Origin of the sequence: Roseibium sp. FZY0029 (assembly GCF_036350355.1) — a bacterium.
Lineage (GTDB): Bacteria > Pseudomonadota > Alphaproteobacteria > Rhizobiales > Stappiaceae > Roseibium.
Genome location: NZ_JAZDVZ010000002.1, coordinates 352,498 through 376,195, shown reverse-complemented (window position 1 = coordinate 376,195; position 23,698 = coordinate 352,498). Strand labels below are relative to the sequence as shown.

The window sequence follows — 23,698 nt, the reverse complement described above, 5'->3', positions numbered from 1 at the left end:
GGTTTTCAATTTCCATACTCTGACTGCTCACAAGCGCGTAATCGCGAATTGAGGTCAAACCGTGGCTTGAACTGGTGTCTGCACCGTTGAGCACCTATGCGTTTTTTGCAGGTGCCCTTTGCAAGGGGGTAAGCGGAAGGCGCGCCGATGTTTTTTGGACAGCCTGCCGCCCGTCCGTTCCGAAGAACCTTGAGGACCTTGTCTGGAGGACGTGACGACTTGGGCGAGGTCGATCAGGTGCGGTGGAATGAGCCGCTCACGCCGGCGCAGGCGCGCAATCGATCAGAGTGTTTTTCGGCAGACGTCAGCGGACGGTGTTTTCACCATCAAAGCCGCCCATCGGCTGATTGCGGACGAGAATCACCAGGCCCTGCTTGCTGGGCTCCGCATCCTTCAGCGCAACACCGCCGTAGTTGGCACAAAGCTCTTCGGCGCTCTTGCTTCTGGCGGGTGTGAACATGGTGAGAGCCTGGCATTCAACCCGGCGCAACTCGCTGTCTGTCCTGATGTCGCCAGACATTACGACGCCTGCTCCGACGAGTGCCAGAACGAAAGTGGAGGTGGCAGCAACTGCAATCTTGTTCATTGTCCCCGGTCCCATTTCCCGGCCCCGTTGTTCGATGGGGCCCTGTGATATGGTCGGAGAATGACGGAACGCACCTGTACTCACCCTGAAATCCGCATTCACCTTGCGTTCAGTTTAGGTGATTCGGCAAAATTTGCCGAGGTGCTGCCTAAATTCGACCGTAATCGATTCTGGTTTGCATTGGATAAAGCGCAAATCCTGACGGTTTTGACGGGGTAAGAAGGCTGATTGCCGTCGTTCAGGTTCTTCAGTGGGTTGATTCCGAAGTGTCATCAAGCACTCGTCATCTCCCTCCCGTCATTCCGGACAAGTGCAGCGAAGCTTCGCGCCGATCCGTAAACCAGGTTTATTTCGCGCCGGAGGCGCGGCCTTCCTTTGATGTAAAGAGTTCGCTTTGCTCACGATGACATCTGGATTCCGGACCGGCGTTCGGCGGTGCTTCACTTGTCCGGAATGACGGGAGGGGAAGCGCAACTCAACACGCTCGAAAAGCGCAGTTTGAACAGTCGCCCGATCCTCTCCCTCACCATCGTCATCCCGGACAAGCGAAGCGCGAGCGGGGGGCGGGAAGCTGTCAGTGGTCACGGCTGCGGGTATGTTCACCCCACAGCCTGGCTCTACATTTCCCGATAAGTACCCTCGCAGGAAACCCCGCAGACACGAAAAAGGGGCGGTAGAACCGCCCCTTGGAAAGCTGTCTTCAGAAATCGATTCAGACTCAGGCGGTCTGCTGCGTGGTCGAGATGCCTTTTTCGGTCAGAAGGCCCTGCAGTTCCTGGTTCTGGAACATTTCGCGGATAATGTCGCAACCGCCGACGAATTCACCCTTCACATAAAGCTGCGGGATGGTCGGCCAGTTGGTGAATTCCTTGATGCCCTGGCGCAGGTCGTCATCTTCCAGAACGTTGATGCCTTTGTACGGGGCGCCGACGTAGTCGAGGATCTGTACGACCTGACCGGAAAAGCCGCACTGCGGGAAGTTCGGCGTGCCTTTCATGAAAAGCACAACGTCGTTGGTGTCGACTTCGTTCTTGATCCAGTCCTGGATGCTCATGGGGTCCGTCCTTTGTGTCTTTGCCGCTTATCTGGCGAAATAAGGCGGCGTGTTCAAGTGCGCGCGCTGTCTGCGCGGCAATGTGTCAGCTCAATCCGGTGCCTTGGTCTGAAGGGCGAGGGCATGCAATGCGCCGCCCATGTTTCCCTTCAGCGCCTCGTAAACCAGTTGGTGCTGCTGCACACGGCTTTTGCCCCGGAATGATTCCGAGACGACATTCGCCGCATAGTGATCACCGTCTCCAGCCAAATCCCGGATCTCGACCTGAGCATCGGGCAGGGCTGCCTTGATCAGGGTCTCGATCTCATTTGCGTTCATCGGCATCGTGCGTCCGTCCTGTTGTTAAGTTCCTGAAGGTCAAACGGCTTATGCCGTTGCCATGTAATTCGGGAACCAATCTTCGTGCGCTTTCTTCAAGTTTGCAACGGATATGGTGAGGATGCCCTCAACAGTCAAATCCGTGCCTCCGGTGGTGCCGATTTGTTGAACATCGACTCCGCCGTCCAGAATGTCTTCCAGAACGGCTTCCAGCTTGTCCTCTGCAACAGTAACGACATACCGGCCTTGATCTTCGCCGAAGAGCGCAGCATGGGCCGGCCCATCAATCTTGACCTTGGCGCCAATGCCGCTCGCCATCGCCATTTCGGCGAGCGCGACACCCAGGCCACCTGAGGAAATGTCGTGTACGGCCGTCACACGGGCCGCGCCGATCAACTGGCGAACCAGCGTGCCACGGCGCTTTTCGGCGGCCAGGTCAACCGGCGGCGGTGCGCCTTCCTCACGGCCGAGAATGTCGGCGAGATACTGGGAAGCGCCCAGATGGGTGCCGTTGCCACCGATGAGCAGGATCGCGTCGCCTTCGTTCACGAAGGCTGCGCCCGCGCGCACAGTGACGTCCGGCAGCAGGCCGACGCCGCCAATGGCCGGGGTCGGCAGGATCGCTTCGCCATGGGTCTCGTTGTAGAGCGAGACGTTGCCGGAAACGATCGGGAAGTCGAGTTCGCGGCAGGCTTCGCCAATGCCTTTGATGCAGCCGACGAACTGGCCCATGATTTCCGGCTTTTCCGGGTTGCCGAAGTTCAGGTTGTCGGTCGCCGCCAGCGGCTCGGATCCGACAGCGGTCAGGTTGCGCCATACTTCGGCAACGGCCTGCTTGCCGCCTTCGAACGGATCTGCCTCGCAGTAGCGCGGGGTCACGTCGACGGAGAAGGACAGACCCTTGCGCGTGCCTTCCACGCGAATGACACCGGCATCACCGCCCGGCGTTGCGGCCGAGTTGCCCTGGATAAGCGTGTCGTATTGTTCATAGACCCAGCGGCGGGACGAGCCGTTGGCGTTGCCGACCAGCGTCTTGAGGGCTTCGGCATAATCCGCCGGTTCCTCGATTTCGGAGGCCGACAGAACGGGACGCTTCTTCGGCTCGACCCAGGGACGGTCATATTCGGGAGCTTCGTCGCCGAGTTCCTTGATCGGCAGATCGGCAACCACTTCGCCCTGGTGCTTGACGATGAAGCGCAGCGTGTCGGTGGTCTTGCCGACGATGGCGAAGTCGAGGCCCCATTTCTTGAAGATGGCTTCGGCTTCGTGTTCCTTTTCCGGACGCAGCACCATGAGCATGCGCTCCTGGCTTTCCGAAAGCATCATCTCGTAGGCGCTCATCTGGTCTTCACGAACCGGAACCTTGTCCAGATCCAGCTCGATGCCGAGGTCGCCACTGGCGCCCATTTCAACGGCCGAACAGGTGAGGCCGGCAGCGCCCATGTCCTGAATGGCGATGACCGCGCCGGTCTCCATCAGCTCAAGGCAGGCTTCGAGCAGGCATTTTTCGGTGAAAGGATCGCCGACCTGAACGGTGGGGCGCTTTTCCTCGATCGTGTCATCGAATTCCGCGGAGGCCATGGTCGCGCCGCCGACACCGTCGCGGCCTGTCTTGGCGCCCAGATAGACGACCGGCAGGCCGACGCCTTCGGCCTTCGCCAGGAAGATGGCATCAGATTTCGCAAGGCCTGCCGCAAACGCATTGACCAGGCAGTTGCCGTTGTAGCGGGCGTGGAACTCGACTTCGCCGCCGACCGTCGGAACGCCGAAGGAGTTGCCGTAGCCGCCAACACCTGAAACGACGCCGGAAACGAGGTGCCGGGTGCGCGGATGATCGGGTTCGCCGAAGCGCAGGGCGTTCATGGCTGCCACAGGACGTGCGCCCATGGTGAAGACATCGCGCAGAATGCCGCCGACACCGGTCGCCGCGCCCTGGTAGGGCTCGATGTAGGACGGGTGGTTGTGGCTCTCCATCTTGAAGACCACGGCCTGGCCGTCGCCGATATCGACCACGCCGGCGTTTTCACCCGGGCCCTGCAGCACGCGCGGTCCCTCGGTCGGCAAGGTCTTCAGCCATTTCTTGGAGGATTTATACGAGCAGTGCTCGTTCCACATGGCGGAAAAGATGCCCAGTTCGGTGAAGGTCGGCTCGCGGCCGATCAGTTCCAGGATGCGTTCATACTCATCCGGCTTCAGGCCGTGGGAAGCAATCAGGTCGGGCGTGATCTTGATGTCGTTCGGGATCATGACGTTTCACTGTTTTTGGCCAGTGTTTTTGGCCAATGGGTGGGGCCGCGACAGCACGGGCAGACGATGATGCCGCCGTTTAGCAGATTGTCCGCGAAATGGGGAGCCTCGGAGTGCCAAGAAAATCCGATAAATTGGCCTCATCCAAGGGCCTTTGTCAGGACTACGGTGGTGTAGGCCCCGTAAGCGAGCAGCATGATTGCCCCTTCGCGCCGGCAAATCCGCCATCCGCTCATGGAAAAGACCAGGAGAATCGCCGTTGCACCCAGCAGCACCCAGATGTCTAGCTGCATGATTTCCTGCGGCACCTGCAAGGGCGAGACCAGCGCGGTCACACCCAGAATGCCGAGAATGTTGAAAAGGTTCGATCCCAGGATGTTGCCAAGGGCGATATCCGTCTGCCGCTTCAGGGCGGCAATGACGGACGTTACCAGTTCCGGCAGCGACGTGCCGACGGCAACAATGGTGACGCCGATGACGGCATCGCTGATGCCTGCCGCCTGCGCCAGACGGGTGGCGCCTGCCACCAGAAAATGTGCGCCGCCGAGGATCATCACGAGCCCGCCGAATGCCATAACCAGACTGAGCAGCAGGCCGGTTGTCCGGGTGGGCGGAGCCACCAGCTGGACTTCACCCCTGTGCAACTCGGCCGAGGGCGTGTGCGTGCCCTTTTCCATCCGGTAGGTGAGGACGAGATAGGCCGCCAGCACCAGCACCAGCGCCACCCCCGCTTCGCGCCCGATAAAGCCGGTTATCGCAAGGCCGGTAAAGGCAAGAGCCGCCAGCAGGTTGGCCGGTCCATCGCGCATCAGTGCGGCGGGTTCCACCCGCAAGGGACAGATCACGGCTGTCAGACCCAGAATGAGCAGAATGTTGGCAATGTTGGAGCCTGCCACGTTGCCGACGGCAATGCCGGAAGAGCCGTTGAGTGCCGCCAGAACGCTGGTCATCAGTTCCGGCGTCGAGGTGCCGAAGCCGACCAGTACGAGGCCGATCAGGAGTTCCGACAGCCCGAAGCGCTTGGCAAGGCCAACAGATCCGCGCACCAGCACGTCGCCGCCGGCAACAAGAAGCACGAGGCCGAGCGCAATCTGCAGAAATGTCATGATGCGGATCCAGTCGAGGAGGTTTTCCGCAAATGGGTGTTGGTCATGCACGGCACAATGGCTGCGCCTGGGTAAACCACAAAAATAGTTGCTGTCCGCCCACGACGCGGAAACAGACGGACAAGCATATTGACAGTTAGACTGTCGAACATTATATGACAGCTAGACTGTCAATATGGATTGTGTCATGTCCGATGAAAAACAGGCAGGGGCTGCTGCCTTGCGCGATCTGATCCTGGAGGTCCGCAAAACGTTCCGCGCCATGGCGGGGCTTTCCGACAGGATGCTGGAAGCACGCGGCCTGACCGCGTCCCTTCGGGCAATCCTGGAGTATCTCGCCGAGGAGGGCCCGAGCCCGGTTCCGAAGATGGCGTCGGCCAAGTCGATGACACGGCAATCGATCCAGGCCCTTGTCGACCGGTTGGACGTATTGGGTCTGGTCGAAAGCCGACCAAATCCTGATCACAAGCGTTCGGTGTTGATCGCCTTGACGGAGCGTGGCCGGGCTGTGTTTGCGGAAATTCGAGCCGAGGAGCAGGCGCTTCTTTTGGAAATCGCCGAGACCTGGACGGACACCCATCTGCAGGAGACCTGCCGAACCCTGCAGACGTTTCGAACCCGGCTGAACGATGTGAGGAGTGAAAATTATGCAGAAACTCTTGAAGACAGGGAGTGAGGAAGGCGCGGCAGTGCGCATGAAGGGGCATATGTTCCTGAAATTCTTCCTTGCTTTTCTGGCAAGCGCGGTTGCGATTATCTGGTTCTGGTCGACAACGGCCGTTGAGCTGTTCCAGGCACCTCCGCTGCGCTTCAGCGATGCGATTGCCGGACTGCTGGCTCTGGTGGGGATCGGCTATGCCGCCGGGACCGCATTTCGCCTTGGGCAGGACCATGGACGCGACTGAGGTCAATCGGCGGGACGGGGCTTCCGGTCTGCAAGCGGTGATCGCTGGTCAGTTCCGGCGCCCGCACGGCCTTCTGGGAGCGCTTGCCGGCTGGATCATGGCCAACCGAGCCTCAAACATTGCGAGAAACCATTGGACCGTCGATTTGATGGAACTGGCGCCGGGGGCTGAGGTTCTCGAAATCGGCTGTGGACCGGGCAGTGGCATTGGCGCTGTTCTGGAAAAAGTGCCACACAGCCGTGTGACCGGTGTCGATCATTCCGCGCTGATGATCGCAAGAAGCGCCCGTCGCCATGCAGCGGCTCTCAAGGCGGATCGGCTGGATCTGTGGCAAGGAGAGGTGTCCTCCTTGCCCGAGGGACGCAGGTTCGATGCGGTTTTCAGTTGCAACGTGCTGCAATTCGTCGAGGAGCGGACGGCGTTTCTGGAAGAGGTGCGGCGCCGCCTCAAGCCTGGCGGGATTATTGCCACCACCTACCAGCCTCGCGGCCAATGTGCCTCGGCGGCCGAGGGCAGGGTCTGGATCAGCCAGTTTGCGGAGGACCTTTGCACCGCCGGATTTCAGGATGTGGACGTCAGAGAGAAGGTCTTCGGTGCCATGCCGGCCTTCTGCGCTCTCGGCAGCCTTGAGGCACAGCAAAAAGCCGGTGCGGCGAAGTGCTCCGGCTGAGGTTTTATCTTTAGCCCTTCGGTGCCGGTTGGATCTCCGGGTTGATGTGGTAGCCGGGACCGATCGTCAGCGCCTTGGTGGGCATGGCCTTTGGCGCGACGCCGCTCTTCAGACCCTTTTCGTGATGCTCGATCTCCTGGCCCGTCTTGGCATCGAAAACGTGAAGAACGGCGGTATAGGTGCGGTCGGCTTCGACATCTCTCAGGGACGGCGTTTCAAAGCTGTAGTTGCGCCTGGCATGGGAAACGGCCTTCTCGATCTCGATCTTGCCTCCCTGAGGGTTTTCGAATTCGGCAACGAGCCGGGTTCCAAGCGGGAGCGGCTTGACGAGACCAACCGTGATGCCAGCCCGGATATCGGCGATGCGGTAATTGTAGATGAAACCGCCACCGGTGATTTCGGCAAAGCTGACATTTTCCAGAATGGACTGGTTGTAGCGGTAAAGGGTGCCGAAGACGGCGATGCAATAAACCGCCGCCGCCACGCCAGCCAGCTTCACCCACAACGGCACAGACCCTGTCATTGCACCCTCCAAGTCACCAGCTCACATTGGCACCAGAGCGGGTGCGGGACAACAAAAAGGTGGTCCGGTTTCAAGCGCTGCCAGGCCGGCAGTCAGTTGTGGTTATCGCCGGTCGAGAGCGTTGCCGTTGCGTCTCAGGCAGTCCTCGATCGCCTCGACAAATTCTGCGCCGTAGAAGGACACCCGTCTCTCCTTGCCGCTGCCGGTCAGAGGTACGTCAAGCGTGAGTGTCGGCGCAAACCACAGGTCGTGCCGGTTGGCGTCCGAAATGGCTTTCCAGGGTATGAGGATCGGCTTGTGGCCGATCCTGAAGGGAAAGATCGGGCGCATGTAGAGGCCAGCGTCGGACAAGGATACGTCCACGGCGTTGCGGTAGTTGCCGAAGAGCCCGAACCTGATGCTTCGCCAGTTCCAGCTTCGGCCTTCCGGCTTTTTAGTGCCGGGATAGGCGTTCGCCAGTCCGGCCCAGCCACCGGTATGGGCAATCACGAAGACAATCAGCGACCAGAACAGGGTGAAACCGACGACGAAAACCGGAAGGATGACGAAGGGCAAGCTGGTTTCCGGCATATTTTTCTGCCTTCAAATGATCGCTATTCGAAACTGTCGTAGCAGGCTCCGCTGTCTTCCAGCAAATTTTGCAGGATCAGCAGGCCCTTGGCGGTTTCTGCCCGGGTCATTGGGTTGGTGATGCCGATGCGCACGCGGTGATAGACCTTGCCGGACCGGCCGGTCTTGAACTCGTCCTCATCGTCGACCAGCACATTGGCGGCAGCAGCGGCTGCCTTGAAAGTGCCGGAGAGCCAGGGTTCAGGCACCTTGAGCCACAGGAAAGGGGCATCTGCGGCAGCGCACATGTCGTAAGCGCCGAGAGACTTCTGCACCAGTTCGATGCGGGTGGAGATTTCGGCAAGAATTTTCTCGCGGATTTCGTCCGCGGCGCCGGACAGAACCAGCCGGGTGGACAGTTCCGACAGGAGAAAGGATATGCCGCCGGTCAGCATCTTGTGGGCGGTGTAGATCCGCTGTGCGTGAGACAACGGGCTGGAAACCCAGCCGCCGCGCACGCCTGCGGTGACGGATTTCGACAGCGAACCGACGTGAAACGTGCGCTCGGGCGCCAGTGCGGCGAGCGGGGGCGGCGAGGTTTCGCGCAAGGACCCGTAGACCTCGTCCTCGATGATCCAGAGATTGTACTGGCGGGCGATGGTCACAAGGTCCGCGCGGCGCTGTTCGCCCATCATGCCGAGGGTCGGGTTATGCATGGTCGGCATCACGAACAGCACCTTCGGGTGCTTCTGAGCGCAGACCCGGGCGAGATCTTCAGGCAGGGGGCCTTCGTCATCGCGCGCAATCTGAACTGGCCGCCTGCCGGAGAGGGCCGCGCCGCGGGCAATCGAACTGTAGGTCAGCTCCTCAAAGGCGACCTGATCGCCAGGGGCAGTCGTTGCCGCGATGATTGCCATGATCGCTGCCTGCGCGCCTGTTGTCGGCACGATGCTGCCTTCCGGCGGTTGCCATCCTGCGCGGGACAGCCAGATACGCCCCGCCTGGCGCCAGCTGTCGGGCACGGAGCGGGTGTAACTGGCAATTTCGTAGGGCGCGTCACGGGTGATTTCGGCTGTCAGCCGTCCGATAACGGCAGCCTGACCGATCTCGGGCGCAGAGGTGCTGTCGAAACGGATTGCCTCAGGGGAGGGTACCATGACCCGGGTACCACCAAAGGCGACGTCCTTCGGCACATGCATGGCACTCTGGGTCCAGGAAGACGCGGATGCATGCTGCTGTGCGGAGCCGTTGGTGTGATGGATGGGCCGGTCGAGATCGGGCTTGGTGTCTTCTTCCAGCGCTGGATCGGAGGTGCTTCCGAGAACGAACGTGCCGCGGCCGACTTCCCCACTGACAAGACCGCGCTGGCGGATCAGCGCATAGGCGCGGCCGATGGTGCCAACGGTGACGCCCAGGTCGTAGGCGAGGTCGCGCTGCGGCGGCAGTTTGGAGCCGGCTGACAGCGCGCCGGTGGCGATATCCTCTGCGATGCGATCCGCCAGACGGATATAGAGCGGGCCCTGGCCCTCGGGAATCTCTGGGTGCCAATTTGTCATGGTGACAATTTAATATATTGCATCCCAATCGGAGTCAATTCATATGATTGTAGCGCTACAATGCGTCCAATTGATGTAATTGTCACCCTGGAGACAACTCAAATGAGTTCAATCGAAACAATATCCGGGCGCCCGATATCGCGGCTCCGGATCCCTGGCGGTCTCGCCCGAACGGCTTTCAGGTATCTGAAGGAATGGTTTGTGAGACGCCGGACCCGCCTGCAACTTCTGGAACTGTCAGACGCGGCCCTTGAGGACCTCGGACTGACCCGCGAAGCTGCGCTTGACGAGGCGATGCGCCCCTTCTGGGATACCGAGAGCCGGCGCAAGGGCAGGCATTGATGCGGAGATCGCTGCTGATCCCCCCGAACAAGGACCTGCTTCCCCTGGCAAGTCTTTGTTGATGCCGGACACGATGCAGCCCGTGTCCGGCATCCTTGTTTTGAGATCTGCTTTCAGATCTGTTTTAAGGCACCGTCAGACTGCGCCGGTATATTCACCGCGTGCAGGATAGTCGTTCTTCTGAACGAAATCGAGCGCACCGACCATTTCCTGGAAGTGCGGGCGCACGAAAGGCATGGTCTGGACGGAGGCGAAGTACAGCGTGCCGTCCGATTTCACCAGAAAGACGCCAGGTTCTGAAAACAGCGCCGGCTCGTCGATGCCGATGGACGTGGTGCCTCGGCTGGTGGAAACGTAAAGCCCCCATTCTCTGGCAACAGTGAGCGGCAGGCCGTAGCCGAAACGCAGATCCGGATGGCCGACTTTTTCCGCCATTTTTTCTGCGCGCTCCTTATCATCCGACGAAATCGCGATGGTCTTGACGCCCTTTGCCGCGAAATCGGCGGTGAGGCGGCCGAGTTCTTTCAGATAGGTTGCGCAGATCGGGCAATGCAGACCCCGGTAGAAAACGACAAGCGTTGCGAAATCGGCATTATCCTTGGACAGATCGAAGGATCCGGAGGTCAGTGTCTCGACCGTCAGGCCGGGAACAGGTTGGCGTGGAACAAGCATGTTTTCCTCATTTGGCTGGGCAAGGCTTTCCATTTCCCTGCGAATAGCTGTAAGGTAGTGAACGAAAGCGCCATAAACATTCATAAAAAATGCTCAGGAGTACGGAAATGCCGGTCCCCTATCGAACGTCCTTCAATGGCAGACTGGACCGGCTGTCTTCGCTCATCGACCGGCTGCGCGTGCAGGTGGACATCTCATTGACCGCGGACGCGGACGGCAGCGATTCCAATCTGAGGATCTACGACAGCCCGGTGAGAGGGCTGAGGCTGGTCTTTTGTCCTGTGCGGGATGGAAAGGGAACGCTTTGCGGCATGGAGCCCGCCAGCGACGAGGCGCCGCTTGTTGCCGCCCGGATCACGATCTCCGGTGTCGGCCGTCAACTCGTCAGCGCCTTGCCAGACTGCATTTCCGTGCGGATGGTGGAAGACCCCTATCTCGCCGCCGTGGTGACGCCGCTGATCGAGGAAGCCACCATGCCCAGGTGTGGCGGACAGGCCGCATTCCAGCGGTTATGCGAAGTCGTCGTGATCCGGCTTCTGCGTCACGCCATGGAGGAGGGCAAGGCCGACACGGGCCTTCTGAACGGTCTGGCCAACCCACGGATCGCAGCTGCCCTGGTGGCGATCCATGAGGTGCCCGGAGAGCCCTGGACCTTGGAAAAGCTGGCCGAAACGGCCGGCATGTCGCGCACGCAGTTCGCGGTGACCTTCAAGGAACTCGTCGGCACCACGCCCATGGGCTATCTCTCCAACTGGCGTCTCGACATTGCCCGCTCCGAGCTGGAAACCGGCAGACAGGTCAAGGCTGTCGCCAGCCTCTGCGGCTTCGCAAGCCCCGCCGCCTTCTCCCGAGCCTTCTCCCGCCGCTTCGGCTACTCCCCCAAACAAAAGCGCAGCCAGGCTGCCTGAACCGTCTCTTCGCTGAGCTTCCGTAGCCTCACAAGCCCCCGTTTTTGTTATCCCGGTTTAGTGCACAGCACCAGGACCGGGATCCAGTAGCCGCCTGAGCTGACGTGGAGAAGCGAAGCGGCCGAGGCAGCCGGTTACTGGATCCCCGCCTTCGCGGGGATGACAAGGAGAGGGGAGGTTTGGGTTCGTGAGGGGCTGGTTGATTGGAGCGCTAGGGGGCTGCATTCGCTGAGTGGCGGTGCGCGCTACTGCGTCTTCCCCAAGCCCGCTTGTCATCCCGGTTTGGTGCGCAGCACCAGGACCGGGATCCAGTAGCCGCCGGAGCTGTCGGGGTTACACGAAGCGGCCGAGGCAGCCGGTTACTGGATCCCCGCCTTCGCGGGGATGACAAGGAGGGGGAGGGTTGGGCTCCTGAGGGGCTGGCTGTCTGAAGCGCGTGAGGGCACTGCGTTAGCTCAGCGATGGTCAGGTTCCGGCGTCTTCCCCAAGCCTGTTTGTCATCCCGGTTTGGTGCGCAGCACCAGGACCGGGATCCAGTATCCGCCGAAGCTGACGGGATGATGCGAAGCGGCCGAGACCGCCGGTTACTGGATCCCCGCCTTCGCGGGGATGACAAGGAGAGGGGCGGTTTGGGTTCGTGAGGGCGTGCGGGAGCGCTGTCTCCGCTGAGCGCTGCATGTTGTGAATGGCCCTGCAGTCTACTGCGTCTATTCGAAGCCAGTTGTCATCCCTGTTTGGCGCGGCGCGTCAAGACCGGGATCCAGTACACACCAGATCTGATGGGACGGGGCAAAGCGGCTGGGGCCACGAGTTACTGGAACCCCGCCTGCGCGGGGATAACAAGGGGAAAGTTCGGTTTTTGGTCGCGAGAGGCGAGCAAACGTGAGCTGCGATGGAGCATACGCGCCGCTACATGCCGTGCAGCTTAGCCGCGATCCTGAACCGGTTTTTCCAGGGCGTAGAGTTCGTCGTTGATATCGTCGACCTTGCGGGCGAGCAGTGCCTGCGCGTCCTTGAGGCCGAGGTTGTAGAACCTGGCCCCCAGAGACGATGTCAGGAAATCGATCAGCAATTCGGCGTCCATGTTGCCGATGTCGATATCCAGATCTGTTTCGAGATAGTGCTTGATCTCGGAGGCGAGGCGGGTTCTGGCGTCTTTGTCGAGTGTCAGGTCCGTCATGCCCGCCTCCCGAATGGTTTTCAGGCTGCTTCCAGCAGGCTTTCAAACAGCAGGCGACCGTCGAGACCGCCGTTGATCGGTTCGATGAGGTTTTCCGGATGCGGCATCATGCCGAGCACGTTGCCCTTGGCATTCATGATGCCGGCAATGTCGTTGAGGGAGCCGTTCGGATTGGTGCCGCCCGCATAGCGGAAGACGACCTGGCCGTTGTCCTCGATCTGCTTCAGCGTGTCGGCGTCGGCAAAGTAGTTGCCGTCGTGATGGGCCACCGGGCAGCGCCAGACCTGGCCCTTTTCGAATTTCGAGGAGAACCTCGTCGCGGTGTTGACCGTTTCCATCAGGACTTCGCGGCAGACGAAGGTCAGCCCGGCGTTGCGCATCAGGGCGCCCGGCAGCAGGCCCGCCTCGGTCAGGATCTGGAAGCCGTTGCAGACACCCAGCACAGCAACGCCGCTGTCGGCCTTTGCCACGAGGTCCTTGAGGATCGGGGAGCGGGCCGCAATTGCACCGGAGCGCAGGTAGTCGCCATAGGAAAAGCCGCCGGGAACAACCACAAGATCCACATCCGGCAAGGTGCTTTCCGTGTGCCAGACGCTCTGCGGCCTGGTGCCGGTGATCAGTTCCAGGGCATGGAACATGTCGCGGTCGCGGTTGGAGCCGGGGAAAACGATGACTGCGGTTTTCATGTGGGCAATCCAGTCGGTTCAGAGCAGAACAAGTACGGCTATCAGAGCCGCGATGGCGGGCACCAGAATGAATATCGCCGCTTTGGTGGCCATGAAGATCAGAGCCTTGCGGGTATCGTCATCCATCGGCGGTGCCCCGGTGTCGAAGTCTCGGTCAGGCGATCTCGATCGCGTAGTTCTCGATGACGGTGTTGGCGAGCAGCTTTTCGCACATCTGCTCCAGTTCAGCCTTGGCGGCTGCCTTGTCGGTACCGGTCAGTTCGACATCGAACACCTTGCCCTGACGAACGGAGCCGACGTCGCCGAAGCCGAGGCCGCCGAGCGCGCCTTCGATGGCTTTTCCCTGAGGATCGAGAACACCGTTTTTCAGGGTGACGATCACACGTGCTTTCATGATTGGGATCTCCGCAGCAGACTGCAGATTCTGCAGTTGAATGACTTTGGGGCTCCCCATACACGAGGAGCCCCATTTGCGAAAGGCCTGTGTGCAGAAAACCTGCGAATTACGGCACCCGCCTGATCGTCGTCTGCTTCAGGAAGCGGCTCAGATTTGCGTTTGCCCTGGAGCTTGATGTCGCAAAGGAAGCAACGGCGCTGCCGCGGTCGTTTTGAACGATGATGCGCGCAGAGACATATACGTTGCCCTTGTCCGTCCGGTACCGGGCAGTCATGTCGAAGCCGGAATAGGTTTTTGTGACGACACGGCGATTGGTCTTGAAGCGCACCTGGCCCTTTGAGGCCACATTGGCGATGTTGCCGACGGCATTCATCAATTCGGCAGAAAGCAGGTTTTGCCGGATGGCCGTTTCGACATCGCCTTCGACCTTGATCGGTCCCACTACGACAACTTCAGGCGACTTGCACCTGGATGGAAGGCAAACATAGACGGTCTTGTTGCTGCTTTGCTTGCTGGCCCAACCTTTGGGTGCAAAGCTGGAGGAAATGCTGCCGGGCTTCAGGCCCGTGGTTTGACAGGCTGCAAGAAAACCGCACAGAAGTGCAATCGATACGGCCTTGAAAATGGGAGAAAATCTAAAAGACATGACGCCCCCTTGTTGAACAAGGAGGCGTCATAGTTGGCAATACCGTTGGTTGCAATATTGACGTAAGGGCCGTTTGCGGCGATTGCTCCGGCCTGTGTCAATACTGCATCAGCAGCGGGTCTTACTTGACCAGGGTCGGTCCGGAACCTGCAGGGCGTTCGCTGGTGATCATGATCCCCAGCCGCTTGGCAACTTCCTGGTAGGCTTCCAGCATGCCGCCCATGTCGCGGCGGAAGCGGTCCTTGTCCATCTTGTCGTTGGTCTCGATGTCCCAGAGACGGCAGCTGTCCGGGGAAATCTCGTCGGCGACGACGATGCGCATCATGTCGCCTTCGAACAGACGGCCGCATTCGATCTTGAAATCGACAAGGCGGATGCCGACGCCCAGGAACAGGCCGCACAGGAAATCGTTGACGCGGATGGCGAGCGCCATCATGTCGTCGAGTTCCTGCGGGGTGGCCCAACCGAACGCGGTGATGTGTTCTTCGGCAACCATCGGATCGTTGAGCTCATCGTTCTTGTAGTAGAATTCGATGATGGAACGCGGCAGCTGCGTGCCTTCTTCCAGGCCCAGACGGGTGGCGATGGAACCGGCGGCAACGTTGCGCACGACCACCTCCAGCGGAATGATCTCGACTTCCCGGATCAACTGTTCGCGCATGTTGAGGCGGCGAATGAAGTGAGTCGGGATGCCGATGGCATTCAGATGGTTGAAGATATATTCGGAAATCCGGTTGTTGAGCACGCCTTTGCCGTCAACAATCTCGTGTTTCTTGTTGTTGAAGGCAGTCGCGTCGTCCTTGAAGTGCTGAACCAGGGTTCCCGGTTCCGGACCTTCGTAAAGGATCTTGCCCTTACCTTCGTAAATGCGCCGGCGGCGGTTCATTGGCTATACCGTGTCTTTTAGAGAAACCTTTGACGGGACATGCTTACCTTGTCTGAAAATCCACCGGGACGAGGTCCGTCAACCGGCCGATGCTTAAAGGCAGCTGGCCCTGTTTTGCGGCGCGGAACTTAACCGAAGCCGGGCAAAAGTACAATCTTATGTTTCCAGAGAGTGCGCAGGCCGGTTATGCTTTTGACGCATGCATGTACGTACTGCGTTGATTTGATCGCCATGCGGGGATATGCAAGAGACCAAATCAGCCCCATATGGGGGGAAATGCATAAGCGCAGTTCAGGAGACGATGAGTATGAGCACATTCGACAAGCGCGAGCAGGGGTTTGAAAACAAGTTCGTGCATGACGAGGAGCTGCGGTTCAAGGCAACCGCACGCCGCAACAAGTTGCTGGGGTTGTGGGCAGCCGGTCTTCTGGGCTTTGAAGGCGAAAAGGCCGACGAATACGCCAAGGAAGTCGTCCGGGCCGATTTCGAAGAGCCGGGCGAGGAAGACGTGTTCCGCAAGCTTCGCGAAGATTTCGACGCAAACAACGTCGAGCAGTCAGATCATCAGATTCGCCGCACCATGGACGAACTGATGCACACGGCAATCGACCAGTTGCAGAAAGAAGGCTGATCGCAGCTTTCCTTTGTTTTTCGCTTCAAACGCCCGCCGGAAACGGCGGGCGTTTTGCGTTGTCAGGCCGGGCTTCGACCAAGACTTGCGGCAGACCTTGCATCTGAGGCAGTCCGCTTTCGGCTGCAAGCAGGAAAATTGCTCTCTTCCTTTGCGTCAACCAAGCGCGTGGATTTGCAAAAAGAGCGCTTGCGGTTGGGTCGGCAGACGGATTTGATACCTCCACTTACGGAGGAGACGTCCCGTGTCAGAAAATGCCTTTCTCGCCGACAAGCTGCGTTCCGGAAAAGCCGTCATTACCGGCTGGTCGCAATTGTCTGCCCCCATGGTTCCGGAGATGTTGGCGCGCTCGGGTTACGAGGCGGTGACGCTTGATCTTCAGCATGGCATGTATGATTTTGCCTCCGCTTGCGAGGCAATGGCCGTCATTGCCCTGGCCGGGGCCCACCGCATCGTCCGCATTCCCGTGGGCGACAACGCGCTTGCGGGCCGGCTGATCGATATGGGCGCAGATTGCATCATCGCGCCGATGATCAATTCCTTCCGGGATGCGGAAACCTTTGCGCGCGCCGTCAAGTATCCGCCGATCGGCGAGCGAAGCTGGTCGCCGTTCCGCGCAACCATGCTGAGCGGCCAGACGCGGGACGAGTACCTTGAAAATGCCAACGCCCAGACGCTCGCCTTTGCCATGATCGAAACCCAGGATGCCATCGATGCATTGGACGAGATCCTGAGTGTCGATTGTCTCGACGGCGTGTTCGTCGGCCCGAGCGATCTTTCCCTGACATTGTCGAAGGGTGCTTCCCTTGATCCGAACGGGGCGCATACAGGGGAAGTCGCCGGCGAGATTGCGGAAAGGGCGCTAGCGGCTGGCAAACTTGCCGGGATATTCTGCCTGAACGCCGACAAGGTCGAGGAGGCCTATCATCAGGGCTTCCGGCTGATGTCTCATGGCGTCGACACGCTTTTTCTCGATCATTCCGCCAGGGCGGCCCTCAAGGAAGTCGCCTGGCTGTCGGAGCAGGCCAAAGGACCAGCTGCCAGATATTGATTTTCCTTTTCGTGGGGACGCTTGACCTGCGTCAATGCTGAAAGTTTCGATATTGCGCAAGTATTGAAGTATCGAAACCGCGACGGTTCTGAGCTTCCGTCGGCAAGGTGGTTATGTTCAATAACCAACTCTTGCCAATGGTGCTGCTCAGGACGGAGAACCGCCGCTTTCCCGATGGGAGACCCTCATGTGGAAACTGGCATTGATCCTTTTCATCGTCATCGGTCCGACACTTGCCGGACTTGGTGCTCTCGTTCCGCTTTCTTTTTACGGCGTCGGCGATTTCAATGCGCTGCTGCTGATTGGCGGCGCGGCGGCAGGGGCCGCGCTTGCCGCACCAGTCAGTTACTGGGTTGCGACACGGATCGGCGCTATGATGGATGCCGCCTCCGCGCGGACCTGACCAAAATCAGCCCAGCTTTTTCATGAAGTGCGCGAAGGACATCATGCCTTCCGGCCAGGGGCCGTGGCCGCTTTCCAGGTTGATGTGGCCTGCCGCCCCGGCATCCTGGAAAGTGGTGCCCCAGACCTTGGCAAAGTGCTCGGCACGCGCGTAGTCGCAATAGGGATCGTCCCGGCTGGCAACAAGATGCGCCGGGAACGGCAACGGGTGCTCCGGAATGGGCTTGAAATCACCGCCGTCGAATTCGGCCACCAGTCCCTCGCGGTCCCAATCGGACGGAGCGACCAGATAGGCGCCGACGATCTTTCCCTTCAGCGCATGAGCGCCATGGGCAACCAGGATGCAACCAAGCGAATGGGCGACAAGCACGACGGGCCGCTCGGCGGCATCGACTGCCTCGACAAGCGTTTCCAGCCATTCCTTCTTGCTCGGACTGTGCAATTCGGCCTGTTTGACCACACGGGCGTTCGCCATCTTGTCGCGCCATCGCAGCATCCAATGGCCCGGCAAGGTCTTGCCGTAGCCGGGAACAAGCAGAATATCGGTGTCTGAAATTTTCACGGGCTACACCTTTTGCGTGGCTGTCGAAGATGTGCCGCTGTCTCGCAGTTTTTCCGTGCGCTTGTCAATCGCGTCAGGCAAGGGGGCGGGGGTGGTGATTGAAGGGAATGCAAAAGAGCCGGCCCAGGGGACCGGCTCTTTGTTTGACGAGTGTCAGTTGCAGTCACGGCCCATAGGGCGAGACGCATGCACGGCGCGGGCCATGGTAGGGCTGGAAACTGTTGTCCACGGCGCGGTAGGACCTGTAGCGGTGGTCGCACCATTGATAGTGGGCAGGGCTGTACCCTCGGCCGTACCGCGGCGGCGCTGCGTAGCGGGGTGGGGCCACGTAGCGGGGCGCGGGGGCAACGCCGATACCGAAGCCAAAGGCAGCGGGCGGGAACCACCAACCGTTATAGCGGCGATAACCCTGGCGGTATTTCCGATATCCCCGGTGTCCGTTGTAATAGTGCCGGCCGTTGTGCTTGTTATAACCGCGGTGCGGATTGTGTCCGCGCCTGTGGTCGATTTTAAGAACGTTGACCGGCGCCTCCGTTTGCATCTGATCCCTCACCGGTGCGGGCTTATGCAGAGGCAGCGGTGCGGCAACTGCAGGCAGAGCCAGACCCACCGCGAGACCGCCGATGGCAACATGACTTAACACGGATTTCCAGATCGGCATGACTTACTCCATCATCATCATGGAGATAAAACGTCGATCGTCCGGCTTTTGTTCCGCCAAACTCTCCCGCGCCCTCAAATGTGACAGGCGCTTGATCAGGAAAGTGGGCCGTAAAACCCGTGTTTGAGCGCGCGCGCCCAGCCCGGTCGCCCGTTCTTTTCCGCTTCGGCTGAGGCGGCATCCCAGTCATAGGTCAGGATCTTTTCCTGAAAGTTCCAGGCGCCGTGATTGTTGGTCATCAGGGCATAGCGGGCGTGCGGACTTCCGGCTTCCATGACATGCCGGTGCGGGTGGTCGTCTTCGTAGGACGGAAGGCCGACGCTGCCGGGATTGAGCAGCACCTGCCCGGTTTTCTGCAACCGGATGACCCTTGGAATGTGCGTATGACCGCAGCAGACGACAGGCGCCGTTTCGCCTTTCAGCTCATCCAGCAAGGTTTGTTCGTCCGGCAGGTGTCCTTTGGGTCCCTCCACCTTTTCGGTCAGGTAGCGGTCGTCATTGTCCGGCGTGCCATGGCACAGAAAAATCTCGTCGGTCAGACGGATGGTCGGCTGGCTGGTTGCCAGCCAGTCGCGGCTAGCCTGGGAAAGACGCTCCGCGGCGAAGACGTCGGTCGGACCCAGCTTGTCGATCGGGTGGTCCAGGACGAAGCGATCGTGATTGCCGCGCACGGTCGGCCAGGCGGTCTCGCGCAGAATGGCGGCGGTTTCCTCCGGCCAGAGTGGGCCGGAAACACAATCGCCCAGATTGACGATCACGTCCGGTGCTTCCAGCTTCAGGTCTGCCAGCACGGCCTCAAGAGCCAGGACATTGCCGTGAATGTCCGAAACGACGGCGATTTTCATGGTTCAGCTATCCTGTCGGCCGATCCGGCCAAGGTGGGTGATCTTGAACCCTTTCGGGCTCTTCAGGCCGTAGCCCAGAACCCGGTCGAACGCAATGTGAGCCGTCCAGATGATCGCAATCGGGGCAAAATCCCAGAAGGCGTAGGGATCGAGATCATTATCGGTGAGGATCACCCCGAGCCCCATCAGAAGCGCAGGGCCGATGTAGGTGTGAAAGAGATTGTAGATCAGGGCGCCGATCCTTGGATTGGCGAAATAGCCCAGCATCGACAGGTCAGGCACCAGAATGAGGATGACAAACGTCAGCCAAGGCGCCCCTGTCCAGAAATAGAGGACCAGCGAAGCAATCAGGATGAAAAGCGCTTCGATGCGCTGCCAGACAACAAGGGATTTTTCGCCGGACATGTCCAATCTCCCGACTCAAGAGGAAAGGGAGGCGAATACCTCCGGCCCACGCTGACTTCGTATTTGCCTTCTGATGTCATCCCGGCCAAACGAAGTGCGAGCCAAGACCGGAGAGCCACAGGTTTTGCCGTGGCTCTGCCAATGTCGGTTATGCCTTGGCTCTCCGATCCCGGATCTTCGCTTCGCTGCGTCCAGGATGACGAACCCACCAGGATAAAGTGGCGGCTTACGCCTTGCCGAACACCCGTTCGAAGATCACATCGACATTCTTGGTGTGATAGCCAAGATCGAAGCGGTCACGGATTTCTTCTTCGGACAGATACTTGCGGACATCCTCGTCGTTCAGAAGCTCGGTCAGGAAGTCGACGGAGGCAGCGCCTGCCACCTGGTAGCTGTCCCATACCTTCATGGCATTGCGCTGAACCAGGCGGTAGGCGTCCTCGCGTGAGGAACCGGCCTGGGTGAGGGCAAGCAGGATGCGCTGGGAGTGCACGAGACCGCCGAGACGGTCCATGTTGCCGATCATGCGCTCCGGATAGACCAGCAGCTTGTCGATGACACCGGTCAGACGCGCCAGTGCAAAATCGAGGGTGATGGTTGCGTCCGGGCCGATCATGCGCTCGACGGAGGAATGGGAAATATCGCGCTCGTGCCACAGAGCCACGTTTTCCATTGCGGGAATGGAGAAGCCGCGCACGATACGGGCGAGACCGGTCAGGTTTTCGGTCAGGACCGGGTTGCGCTTGTGCGGCATGGCCGACGAGCCCTTCTGGCCCTTGGAGAAGAATTCTTCCGCTTCCAGAACTTCGGTGCGCTGCAGGTGCCGGATTTCGGTTGCCAGGCGCTCGATGGACGAGGCGATCACGCCGAGGGTCGCGAAATACATGGCGTGACGGTCACGCGGGATCACCTGGGTTGAGACTGGCTCGGCCTGCAGGCCCATGGCCTTGGCGACATGTTCTTCCACGGCCGGGTCAATGTTGGCGAAGGTGCCGACTGCACCGGAAATGGCGCAGGTGGCGATTTCCTCTCTCGCGGCCAGCAGGCGCTTCTTGCAGCGGTCAAACTCGGCATAGGCTTCGGCCATCTTCAGGCCGAAGGTCACCGGTTCGGCATGGATGCCGTGGGACCGGCCGATGCAGACGGTGTCCTTGTGCTCCATCGCCCGGCGCTTGATCGCGGCCAGCAGGGCGTCCATGTCGGCCAGCAACATGTCGGTCGCTTTGACGAGCTGCACGTTGAAGCAGGTGTCGAGGACGTCGGATGAGGTCATGCCCTGGTGCACGAAACGGGCGTCCGGGCCGACGATTTCCGCCAGATGGGTCAGGAAGGCGATGACGTCGTGCTTGGTCTCGCGCTCGATCTCGTCGATACGGTCGATGTCGAACGTGGCATTGCCGCCCTTTTCCCAGATGGTCTTGGCCGCTTCCTTCGGGATCACACCGCGTTCGGCCAGAGCGTCGCAGGCATGCGCCTCGATCTCGAACCAGATACGGAACTTCGATTCCGGCGACCAGATGGCAACCATATCGGGGCGGGAATAGCGCGGGATCATCGGCGAATGGACCTCATATTTGGAAATTCTGGCTGCGGAATAGCAGAGGGGCGCTGCCCCTTCAATGAGGAGAGGCGGTTTTTGCTTGCAGCACGGTGCCTGAATGTGAATTTTACGGTGCACACGTAGACGATGCGACTGTCTTTGAGGACACACGGATGACGATCTGGCGGCCGGCTAACACGATTTCGGTGAAGGCGCTTGCCTTGATCTGGCAGGACGACGCGTTGCTACTGTCAGATGTCTGCGACGACACGGGACGTGTCACCGGAATGCGGCCGCTGGGCGGCACGGTGGAATTCGGCGAGCCCTGGCGCGACACGCTTCAGCGCGAGTTCCTGGAAGAGCTGGGCGCAAGGATCATCCTGCTCGACGATTTTATCGTGATGGAGAACATTTACGATCATCACGGCGTCCCGGGACATGAGGTGGTTTTCCTGTGCCATGCCCATTTCACCGACAACAGCTATTACCGGACGGATACGATCATTTACGAGGTGAATGACGACACCACCGGAACAGCTCGCTGGATCACGCTGGATGAACTGGCCGCCAAGGGGCTTGAACTCTATCCCACGGGACTGAAGGACAGATTGCCGGGGCAGGCCGGGAAAACCGTTCCGGGCCGCCGGTTCAGCTAGTCCGGCTTCTGAAAGCCGTCACGGCGTATCGCCGTATTCCATCTGCTCGTCTGCCTTTTCCTCGGCCATGTAGAGATCGAACTTGTCCTGGCGAAGGCGCAGACGCACCGCCAGGATGTAGACCGCGACTGCCAGGGCAGAAACCACGGCGATATCCGGTCCGACCGGCAGGTAGCCCGCACCGCCGCCGAAGGATCCAAGCCAGGAAATGAGCACAAGACCTGCAAGATAGGGAGCAAGCCAGGCCGCTTCGCGCCAGTCCAGGCTGTCGAAGCCGCCTCTGCTGTTGCGGTAGATCATCAGCAGGAAACCGATGAGCAGGCAGACGCCCAGATGCAGCATGGTGTCCCAGCCGCTCCAGTAGATGATCAGGCTGGCGACGACGAAGGCAAGACACCCGGTGACAGGCGCGGCCGGCAGCACGAAGGCGCGCGGGGCGTCGGCCATCAGCTGGCGGAAGGCCAGCACGGCGACAGGGCCGACGACGAAAGACAACACGATGGATGACGTGTTGAGGGCGAGCACTTCGTTGAATGGCAGAATGAAGAAGAACAGAGCCGAGACAACGAAGTTGATCAGCAAAGCGAACAGCGGCACGCCGCGCGCCGAAAGCGTTTCCATGAACTTCGGAAAGAGACCGTTCTGGGCCATGGCAAGGCCGAGGCGGGCGTTCGAGCCGACGGACACAAGCGCCGAGGCAAAGCTGGAGATGCGGGCACTGCTGTCCAGAATGCTGACGATCCAGAGTGCGCCGACGGCGGTCGCAAGGGCCGCCATGGGGCCCAGCTCGCCCGGGAAGCTGAGCGCCGCCCAGCCTTGCTTGAGCTGTGACTGATCAAGGGCGCCCAGGAAGGCGAGCTGCAGGCCGCCGTAGATCAGCAGGCAGACGACCAGGCTGATCACCAGCGCCAGCGGCACGTTCACCTTCGGATTGCGGGCTTCCCCGGCCATATCGATCACGTGGCGGAAACCGATCAGGGCGAAGATCACGCCGCCGGTTGAGATCGCCGACAGGATGCCCTTCAGCCCTTCGGGGGCAAAGCCGCCGTATTCACTGAAATTGGCGTATCGGAACTCGGACGTGAGGATAACGGCGGCCAGTCCGGCCGGAACAAGGATCTTGACCCAGGTGAGCGCCGTGTTGAGATGGGCGAAGAAGCGGACGCCAAAGGCATTGAGTACCGTGAAGACCGCCAGCAGGACGCAGGCAACCGCCAGACCGGCAGGGCTGAGCAGTCCGTCTGACCCGTAAAGCCAGGGGGCAAGGCTCTTGGAATAGCGCAGTACTGCCTCCACCTCGATGGTGGCGGTGGTGTTGTAGCCAACCCAGGCCGTCCAGCCCATTGTCATGGAGACGACCGACCCGTGGGAGAAATGCGGCACACGGCCGATGCCCCCTGCAACCGGCAGGATCGCCGCGATCTCGGCGAAGGTGGCGGCAAGAAGCAGCATCGCGAAGCCGCCGATCATCCAGGCGATGAGTGATGACGGCCCGGCAGCTTGCGCAGCCATCAAGGGCGCGAACAGCCAGCCAGATCCGAGAATTCCGCTGATCGCCACAAATGTGAGGCTCAGCAGACCGATACTGCGTTGCATATGCGCCAAGACGAATCCCCCCGGAGTTGCCTTCGTAAGGCAGCTTAGCCGAGGGAAGGTCTCAACTGGAAGGCTGGATGTGTTTCGTTGAGCACAATCCTTAGAGAACCAATGCCGC

Annotated in this window: 31 protein-coding genes; 10 read left to right on the top strand and 21 right to left on the bottom strand. The window is 60.1% G+C overall.

Annotated elements, in window-relative coordinates; translation table 11 throughout:
• Window positions 1-304 precede the first annotated feature (304 nt).
• On the bottom strand, window positions 305-586 hold the full coding sequence (locus V1T76_RS06290; protein ID WP_330559748.1) for an antitermination protein: 282 nt from the start codon (window positions 584-586) through the stop codon (window positions 305-307).
• A gap of 60 nt (window positions 587-646) precedes the next feature.
• Between V1T76_RS06290 and V1T76_RS06285 the strand changes: the two genes are divergently transcribed.
• Window positions 647-805 carry a hypothetical protein gene (locus tag V1T76_RS06285; protein WP_330559747.1) on the top strand — a complete coding sequence of 53 codons (159 nt, stop codon included), beginning with the start codon at window positions 647-649 and terminating at the stop codon, window positions 803-805.
• A 499-nt stretch (window positions 806-1,304) separates the two neighbouring features.
• Here V1T76_RS06285 and grxD read toward each other — a convergent pair whose 3' ends face one another.
• The 4 genes from grxD to V1T76_RS06265 all read right to left on the bottom strand — a co-directional run bounded on the left by grxD (window position 1,305) and on the right by V1T76_RS06265 (window position 5,311).
• A complete protein-coding gene (gene grxD, locus V1T76_RS06280; RefSeq protein WP_330559746.1) occupies window positions 1,305-1,640 on the bottom strand; it encodes a Grx4 family monothiol glutaredoxin in 336 nt (111 codons plus the stop codon).
• A gap of 90 nt (window positions 1,641-1,730) precedes the next feature.
• Window positions 1,731-1,964, bottom strand: coding sequence for a BolA family protein (locus V1T76_RS06275; RefSeq protein ID WP_006932469.1), 234 nt, complete (start codon window positions 1,962-1,964; stop codon window positions 1,731-1,733).
• 42 nt (window positions 1,965-2,006) lie between these two features.
• On the bottom strand, window positions 2,007-4,205 hold the full coding sequence (gene purL, locus V1T76_RS06270) for a phosphoribosylformylglycinamidine synthase subunit PurL (protein ID WP_330559744.1): 2,199 nt from the start codon (window positions 4,203-4,205) through the stop codon (window positions 2,007-2,009).
• A gap of 140 nt (window positions 4,206-4,345) precedes the next feature.
• Window positions 4,346-5,311, bottom strand: a complete 966-nt coding sequence (locus tag V1T76_RS06265) for a calcium/sodium antiporter (protein ID WP_330559743.1) — start codon at window positions 5,309-5,311, stop codon at window positions 4,346-4,348.
• A gap of 187 nt (window positions 5,312-5,498) precedes the next feature.
• On the opposite strand from V1T76_RS06265, the gene V1T76_RS06260 reads away from it, so the two are divergent.
• Genes V1T76_RS06260 through V1T76_RS06250 form a run of 3 tightly spaced genes read left to right on the top strand, consistent with a single transcriptional unit; the run spans window position 5,499 to window position 6,886 of the window.
• Entirely contained in the window at window positions 5,499-5,987 is a 489-nt protein-coding gene (locus V1T76_RS06260) for a MarR family winged helix-turn-helix transcriptional regulator (protein WP_330559742.1), read from the top strand.
• Complete coding sequence (locus tag V1T76_RS06255; RefSeq protein ID WP_330559741.1) at window positions 5,959-6,216, top strand: hypothetical protein; 258 nt, start codon at window positions 5,959-5,961, stop codon at window positions 6,214-6,216. The genes V1T76_RS06260 and V1T76_RS06255 overlap by 29 nt, the downstream gene beginning before the upstream one ends.
• The gene (locus tag V1T76_RS06250; protein WP_330559740.1) at window positions 6,203-6,886 is read left to right on the top strand and encodes a class I SAM-dependent methyltransferase; all 684 of its coding nucleotides are present in this window, start codon (window positions 6,203-6,205) and stop codon (window positions 6,884-6,886) included. The genes V1T76_RS06255 and V1T76_RS06250 overlap by 14 nt, the downstream gene beginning before the upstream one ends.
• Before the next feature lie 10 nt (window positions 6,887-6,896).
• Here V1T76_RS06250 and V1T76_RS06245 read toward each other — a convergent pair whose 3' ends face one another.
• The 3 genes from V1T76_RS06245 to V1T76_RS06235 form a co-directional block, all read right to left on the bottom strand.
• A complete protein-coding gene (locus tag V1T76_RS06245; protein ID WP_330559739.1) occupies window positions 6,897-7,409 on the bottom strand; it encodes a hypothetical protein in 513 nt (170 codons plus the stop codon).
• A 102-nt stretch (window positions 7,410-7,511) separates the two neighbouring features.
• A complete protein-coding gene (locus V1T76_RS06240) occupies window positions 7,512-7,979 on the bottom strand; it encodes a hypothetical protein (protein WP_330559738.1) in 468 nt (155 codons plus the stop codon).
• A gap of 23 nt (window positions 7,980-8,002) precedes the next feature.
• Window positions 8,003-9,514: an aminotransferase-like domain-containing protein gene (locus tag V1T76_RS06235; protein WP_330559737.1), complete on the bottom strand. Its 1,512-nt coding sequence runs from the start codon at window positions 9,512-9,514 to the stop codon at window positions 8,003-8,005.
• A gap of 102 nt (window positions 9,515-9,616) precedes the next feature.
• On the opposite strand from V1T76_RS06235, the gene V1T76_RS06230 reads away from it, so the two are divergent.
• Window positions 9,617-9,856 (top strand): DUF1127 domain-containing protein, encoded by a 240-nt coding sequence (locus V1T76_RS06230; RefSeq protein WP_330559736.1) that lies wholly within the window; start codon window positions 9,617-9,619, stop codon window positions 9,854-9,856.
• Window positions 9,857-9,991: 135 nt separating this feature from the next.
• Here the strand turns inward: V1T76_RS06230 and V1T76_RS06225 are convergent, their stop codons facing one another.
• A complete protein-coding gene (locus V1T76_RS06225) occupies window positions 9,992-10,528 on the bottom strand; it encodes a peroxiredoxin-like family protein (RefSeq protein ID WP_330559735.1) in 537 nt (178 codons plus the stop codon).
• Between the two features lie 107 nt (window positions 10,529-10,635).
• Here V1T76_RS06225 and V1T76_RS06220 point away from each other — a divergent pair, with 107 nt between their 5' ends.
• The gene (locus tag V1T76_RS06220; protein WP_330559734.1) at window positions 10,636-11,436 is read left to right on the top strand and encodes an AraC family transcriptional regulator; all 801 of its coding nucleotides are present in this window, start codon (window positions 10,636-10,638) and stop codon (window positions 11,434-11,436) included.
• Between the two features lie 925 nt (window positions 11,437-12,361).
• Here the strand turns inward: V1T76_RS06220 and V1T76_RS06215 are convergent.
• The 6 genes from V1T76_RS06215 to purC form a co-directional block, all read right to left on the bottom strand.
• Window positions 12,362-12,616: a DUF2164 domain-containing protein gene (locus V1T76_RS06215; RefSeq protein WP_330559733.1), complete on the bottom strand. Its 255-nt coding sequence runs from the start codon at window positions 12,614-12,616 to the stop codon at window positions 12,362-12,364.
• Window positions 12,617-12,636: 20 nt separating this feature from the next.
• On the bottom strand, window positions 12,637-13,302 hold the full coding sequence (gene purQ, locus V1T76_RS06210; protein ID WP_330559732.1) for a phosphoribosylformylglycinamidine synthase subunit PurQ: 666 nt from the start codon (window positions 13,300-13,302) through the stop codon (window positions 12,637-12,639).
• Between the two features lie 18 nt (window positions 13,303-13,320).
• On the bottom strand, window positions 13,321-13,428 hold the full coding sequence (locus tag V1T76_RS06205) for a phosphoribosylformylglycinamidine synthase-associated small membrane protein (protein ID WP_006932457.1): 108 nt from the start codon (window positions 13,426-13,428) through the stop codon (window positions 13,321-13,323).
• Between the two features lie 28 nt (window positions 13,429-13,456).
• Window positions 13,457-13,699, bottom strand: coding sequence for a phosphoribosylformylglycinamidine synthase subunit PurS (purS, locus tag V1T76_RS06200; RefSeq protein WP_040439341.1), 243 nt, complete (start codon window positions 13,697-13,699; stop codon window positions 13,457-13,459).
• A gap of 106 nt (window positions 13,700-13,805) precedes the next feature.
• On the bottom strand, window positions 13,806-14,141 hold the full coding sequence (locus V1T76_RS06195; RefSeq protein ID WP_330559731.1) for a hypothetical protein: 336 nt from the start codon (window positions 14,139-14,141) through the stop codon (window positions 13,806-13,808).
• Between the two features lie 325 nt (window positions 14,142-14,466).
• Window positions 14,467-15,231 (bottom strand): phosphoribosylaminoimidazolesuccinocarboxamide synthase, encoded by a 765-nt coding sequence (gene purC, locus V1T76_RS06190; RefSeq protein ID WP_006932454.1) that lies wholly within the window; start codon window positions 15,229-15,231, stop codon window positions 14,467-14,469.
• A gap of 307 nt (window positions 15,232-15,538) precedes the next feature.
• On the opposite strand from purC, the gene V1T76_RS06185 reads away from it, so the two are divergent.
• The 3 genes from V1T76_RS06185 (at window position 15,539) to V1T76_RS06175 (ending at window position 17,316) form a co-directional block, all read left to right on the top strand.
• Window positions 15,539-15,862: a DUF1476 domain-containing protein gene (locus V1T76_RS06185; RefSeq protein ID WP_040439292.1), complete on the top strand. Its 324-nt coding sequence runs from the start codon at window positions 15,539-15,541 to the stop codon at window positions 15,860-15,862.
• Between the two features lie 244 nt (window positions 15,863-16,106).
• Complete coding sequence (locus tag V1T76_RS06180) at window positions 16,107-16,913, top strand: HpcH/HpaI aldolase family protein (protein WP_330559729.1); 807 nt, start codon at window positions 16,107-16,109, stop codon at window positions 16,911-16,913.
• 187 nt (window positions 16,914-17,100) lie between these two features.
• Window positions 17,101-17,316 carry a hypothetical protein gene (locus V1T76_RS06175; protein ID WP_330559728.1) on the top strand — a complete coding sequence of 72 codons (216 nt, stop codon included), beginning with the start codon at window positions 17,101-17,103 and terminating at the stop codon, window positions 17,314-17,316.
• Window positions 17,317-17,322: 6 nt separating this feature from the next.
• Here the strand turns inward: V1T76_RS06175 and V1T76_RS06170 are convergent, their stop codons facing one another.
• The 5 genes from V1T76_RS06170 to purB form a co-directional block, all read right to left on the bottom strand.
• A complete protein-coding gene (locus tag V1T76_RS06170) occupies window positions 17,323-17,877 on the bottom strand; it encodes an RBBP9/YdeN family alpha/beta hydrolase (RefSeq protein WP_330559726.1) in 555 nt (184 codons plus the stop codon).
• Between the two features lie 163 nt (window positions 17,878-18,040).
• Complete coding sequence (locus V1T76_RS06165; RefSeq protein WP_330559725.1) at window positions 18,041-18,520, bottom strand: BA14K family protein; 480 nt, start codon at window positions 18,518-18,520, stop codon at window positions 18,041-18,043.
• Between the two features lie 113 nt (window positions 18,521-18,633).
• The gene (locus V1T76_RS06160) at window positions 18,634-19,383 is read right to left on the bottom strand and encodes a metallophosphoesterase family protein (protein ID WP_330559724.1); all 750 of its coding nucleotides are present in this window, start codon (window positions 19,381-19,383) and stop codon (window positions 18,634-18,636) included.
• Between the two features lie 3 nt (window positions 19,384-19,386).
• Window positions 19,387-19,788: a DUF4260 domain-containing protein gene (locus V1T76_RS06155; protein WP_330559723.1), complete on the bottom strand. Its 402-nt coding sequence runs from the start codon at window positions 19,786-19,788 to the stop codon at window positions 19,387-19,389.
• 226 nt (window positions 19,789-20,014) lie between these two features.
• On the bottom strand, window positions 20,015-21,343 hold the full coding sequence (purB, locus tag V1T76_RS06150; RefSeq protein ID WP_330559722.1) for an adenylosuccinate lyase: 1,329 nt from the start codon (window positions 21,341-21,343) through the stop codon (window positions 20,015-20,017).
• A gap of 158 nt (window positions 21,344-21,501) precedes the next feature.
• Between purB and V1T76_RS06145 the strand changes: the two genes are divergently transcribed.
• A complete protein-coding gene (locus V1T76_RS06145; protein ID WP_330559721.1) occupies window positions 21,502-21,984 on the top strand; it encodes an NUDIX hydrolase in 483 nt (160 codons plus the stop codon).
• Window positions 21,985-22,002: 18 nt separating this feature from the next.
• Here the strand turns inward: V1T76_RS06145 and V1T76_RS06140 are convergent, their stop codons facing one another.
• Window positions 22,003-23,580, bottom strand: a complete 1,578-nt coding sequence (locus tag V1T76_RS06140; protein WP_330559719.1) for an APC family permease — start codon at window positions 23,578-23,580, stop codon at window positions 22,003-22,005.
• Between the last annotated feature and the right edge of the window lie 118 nt (window positions 23,581-23,698).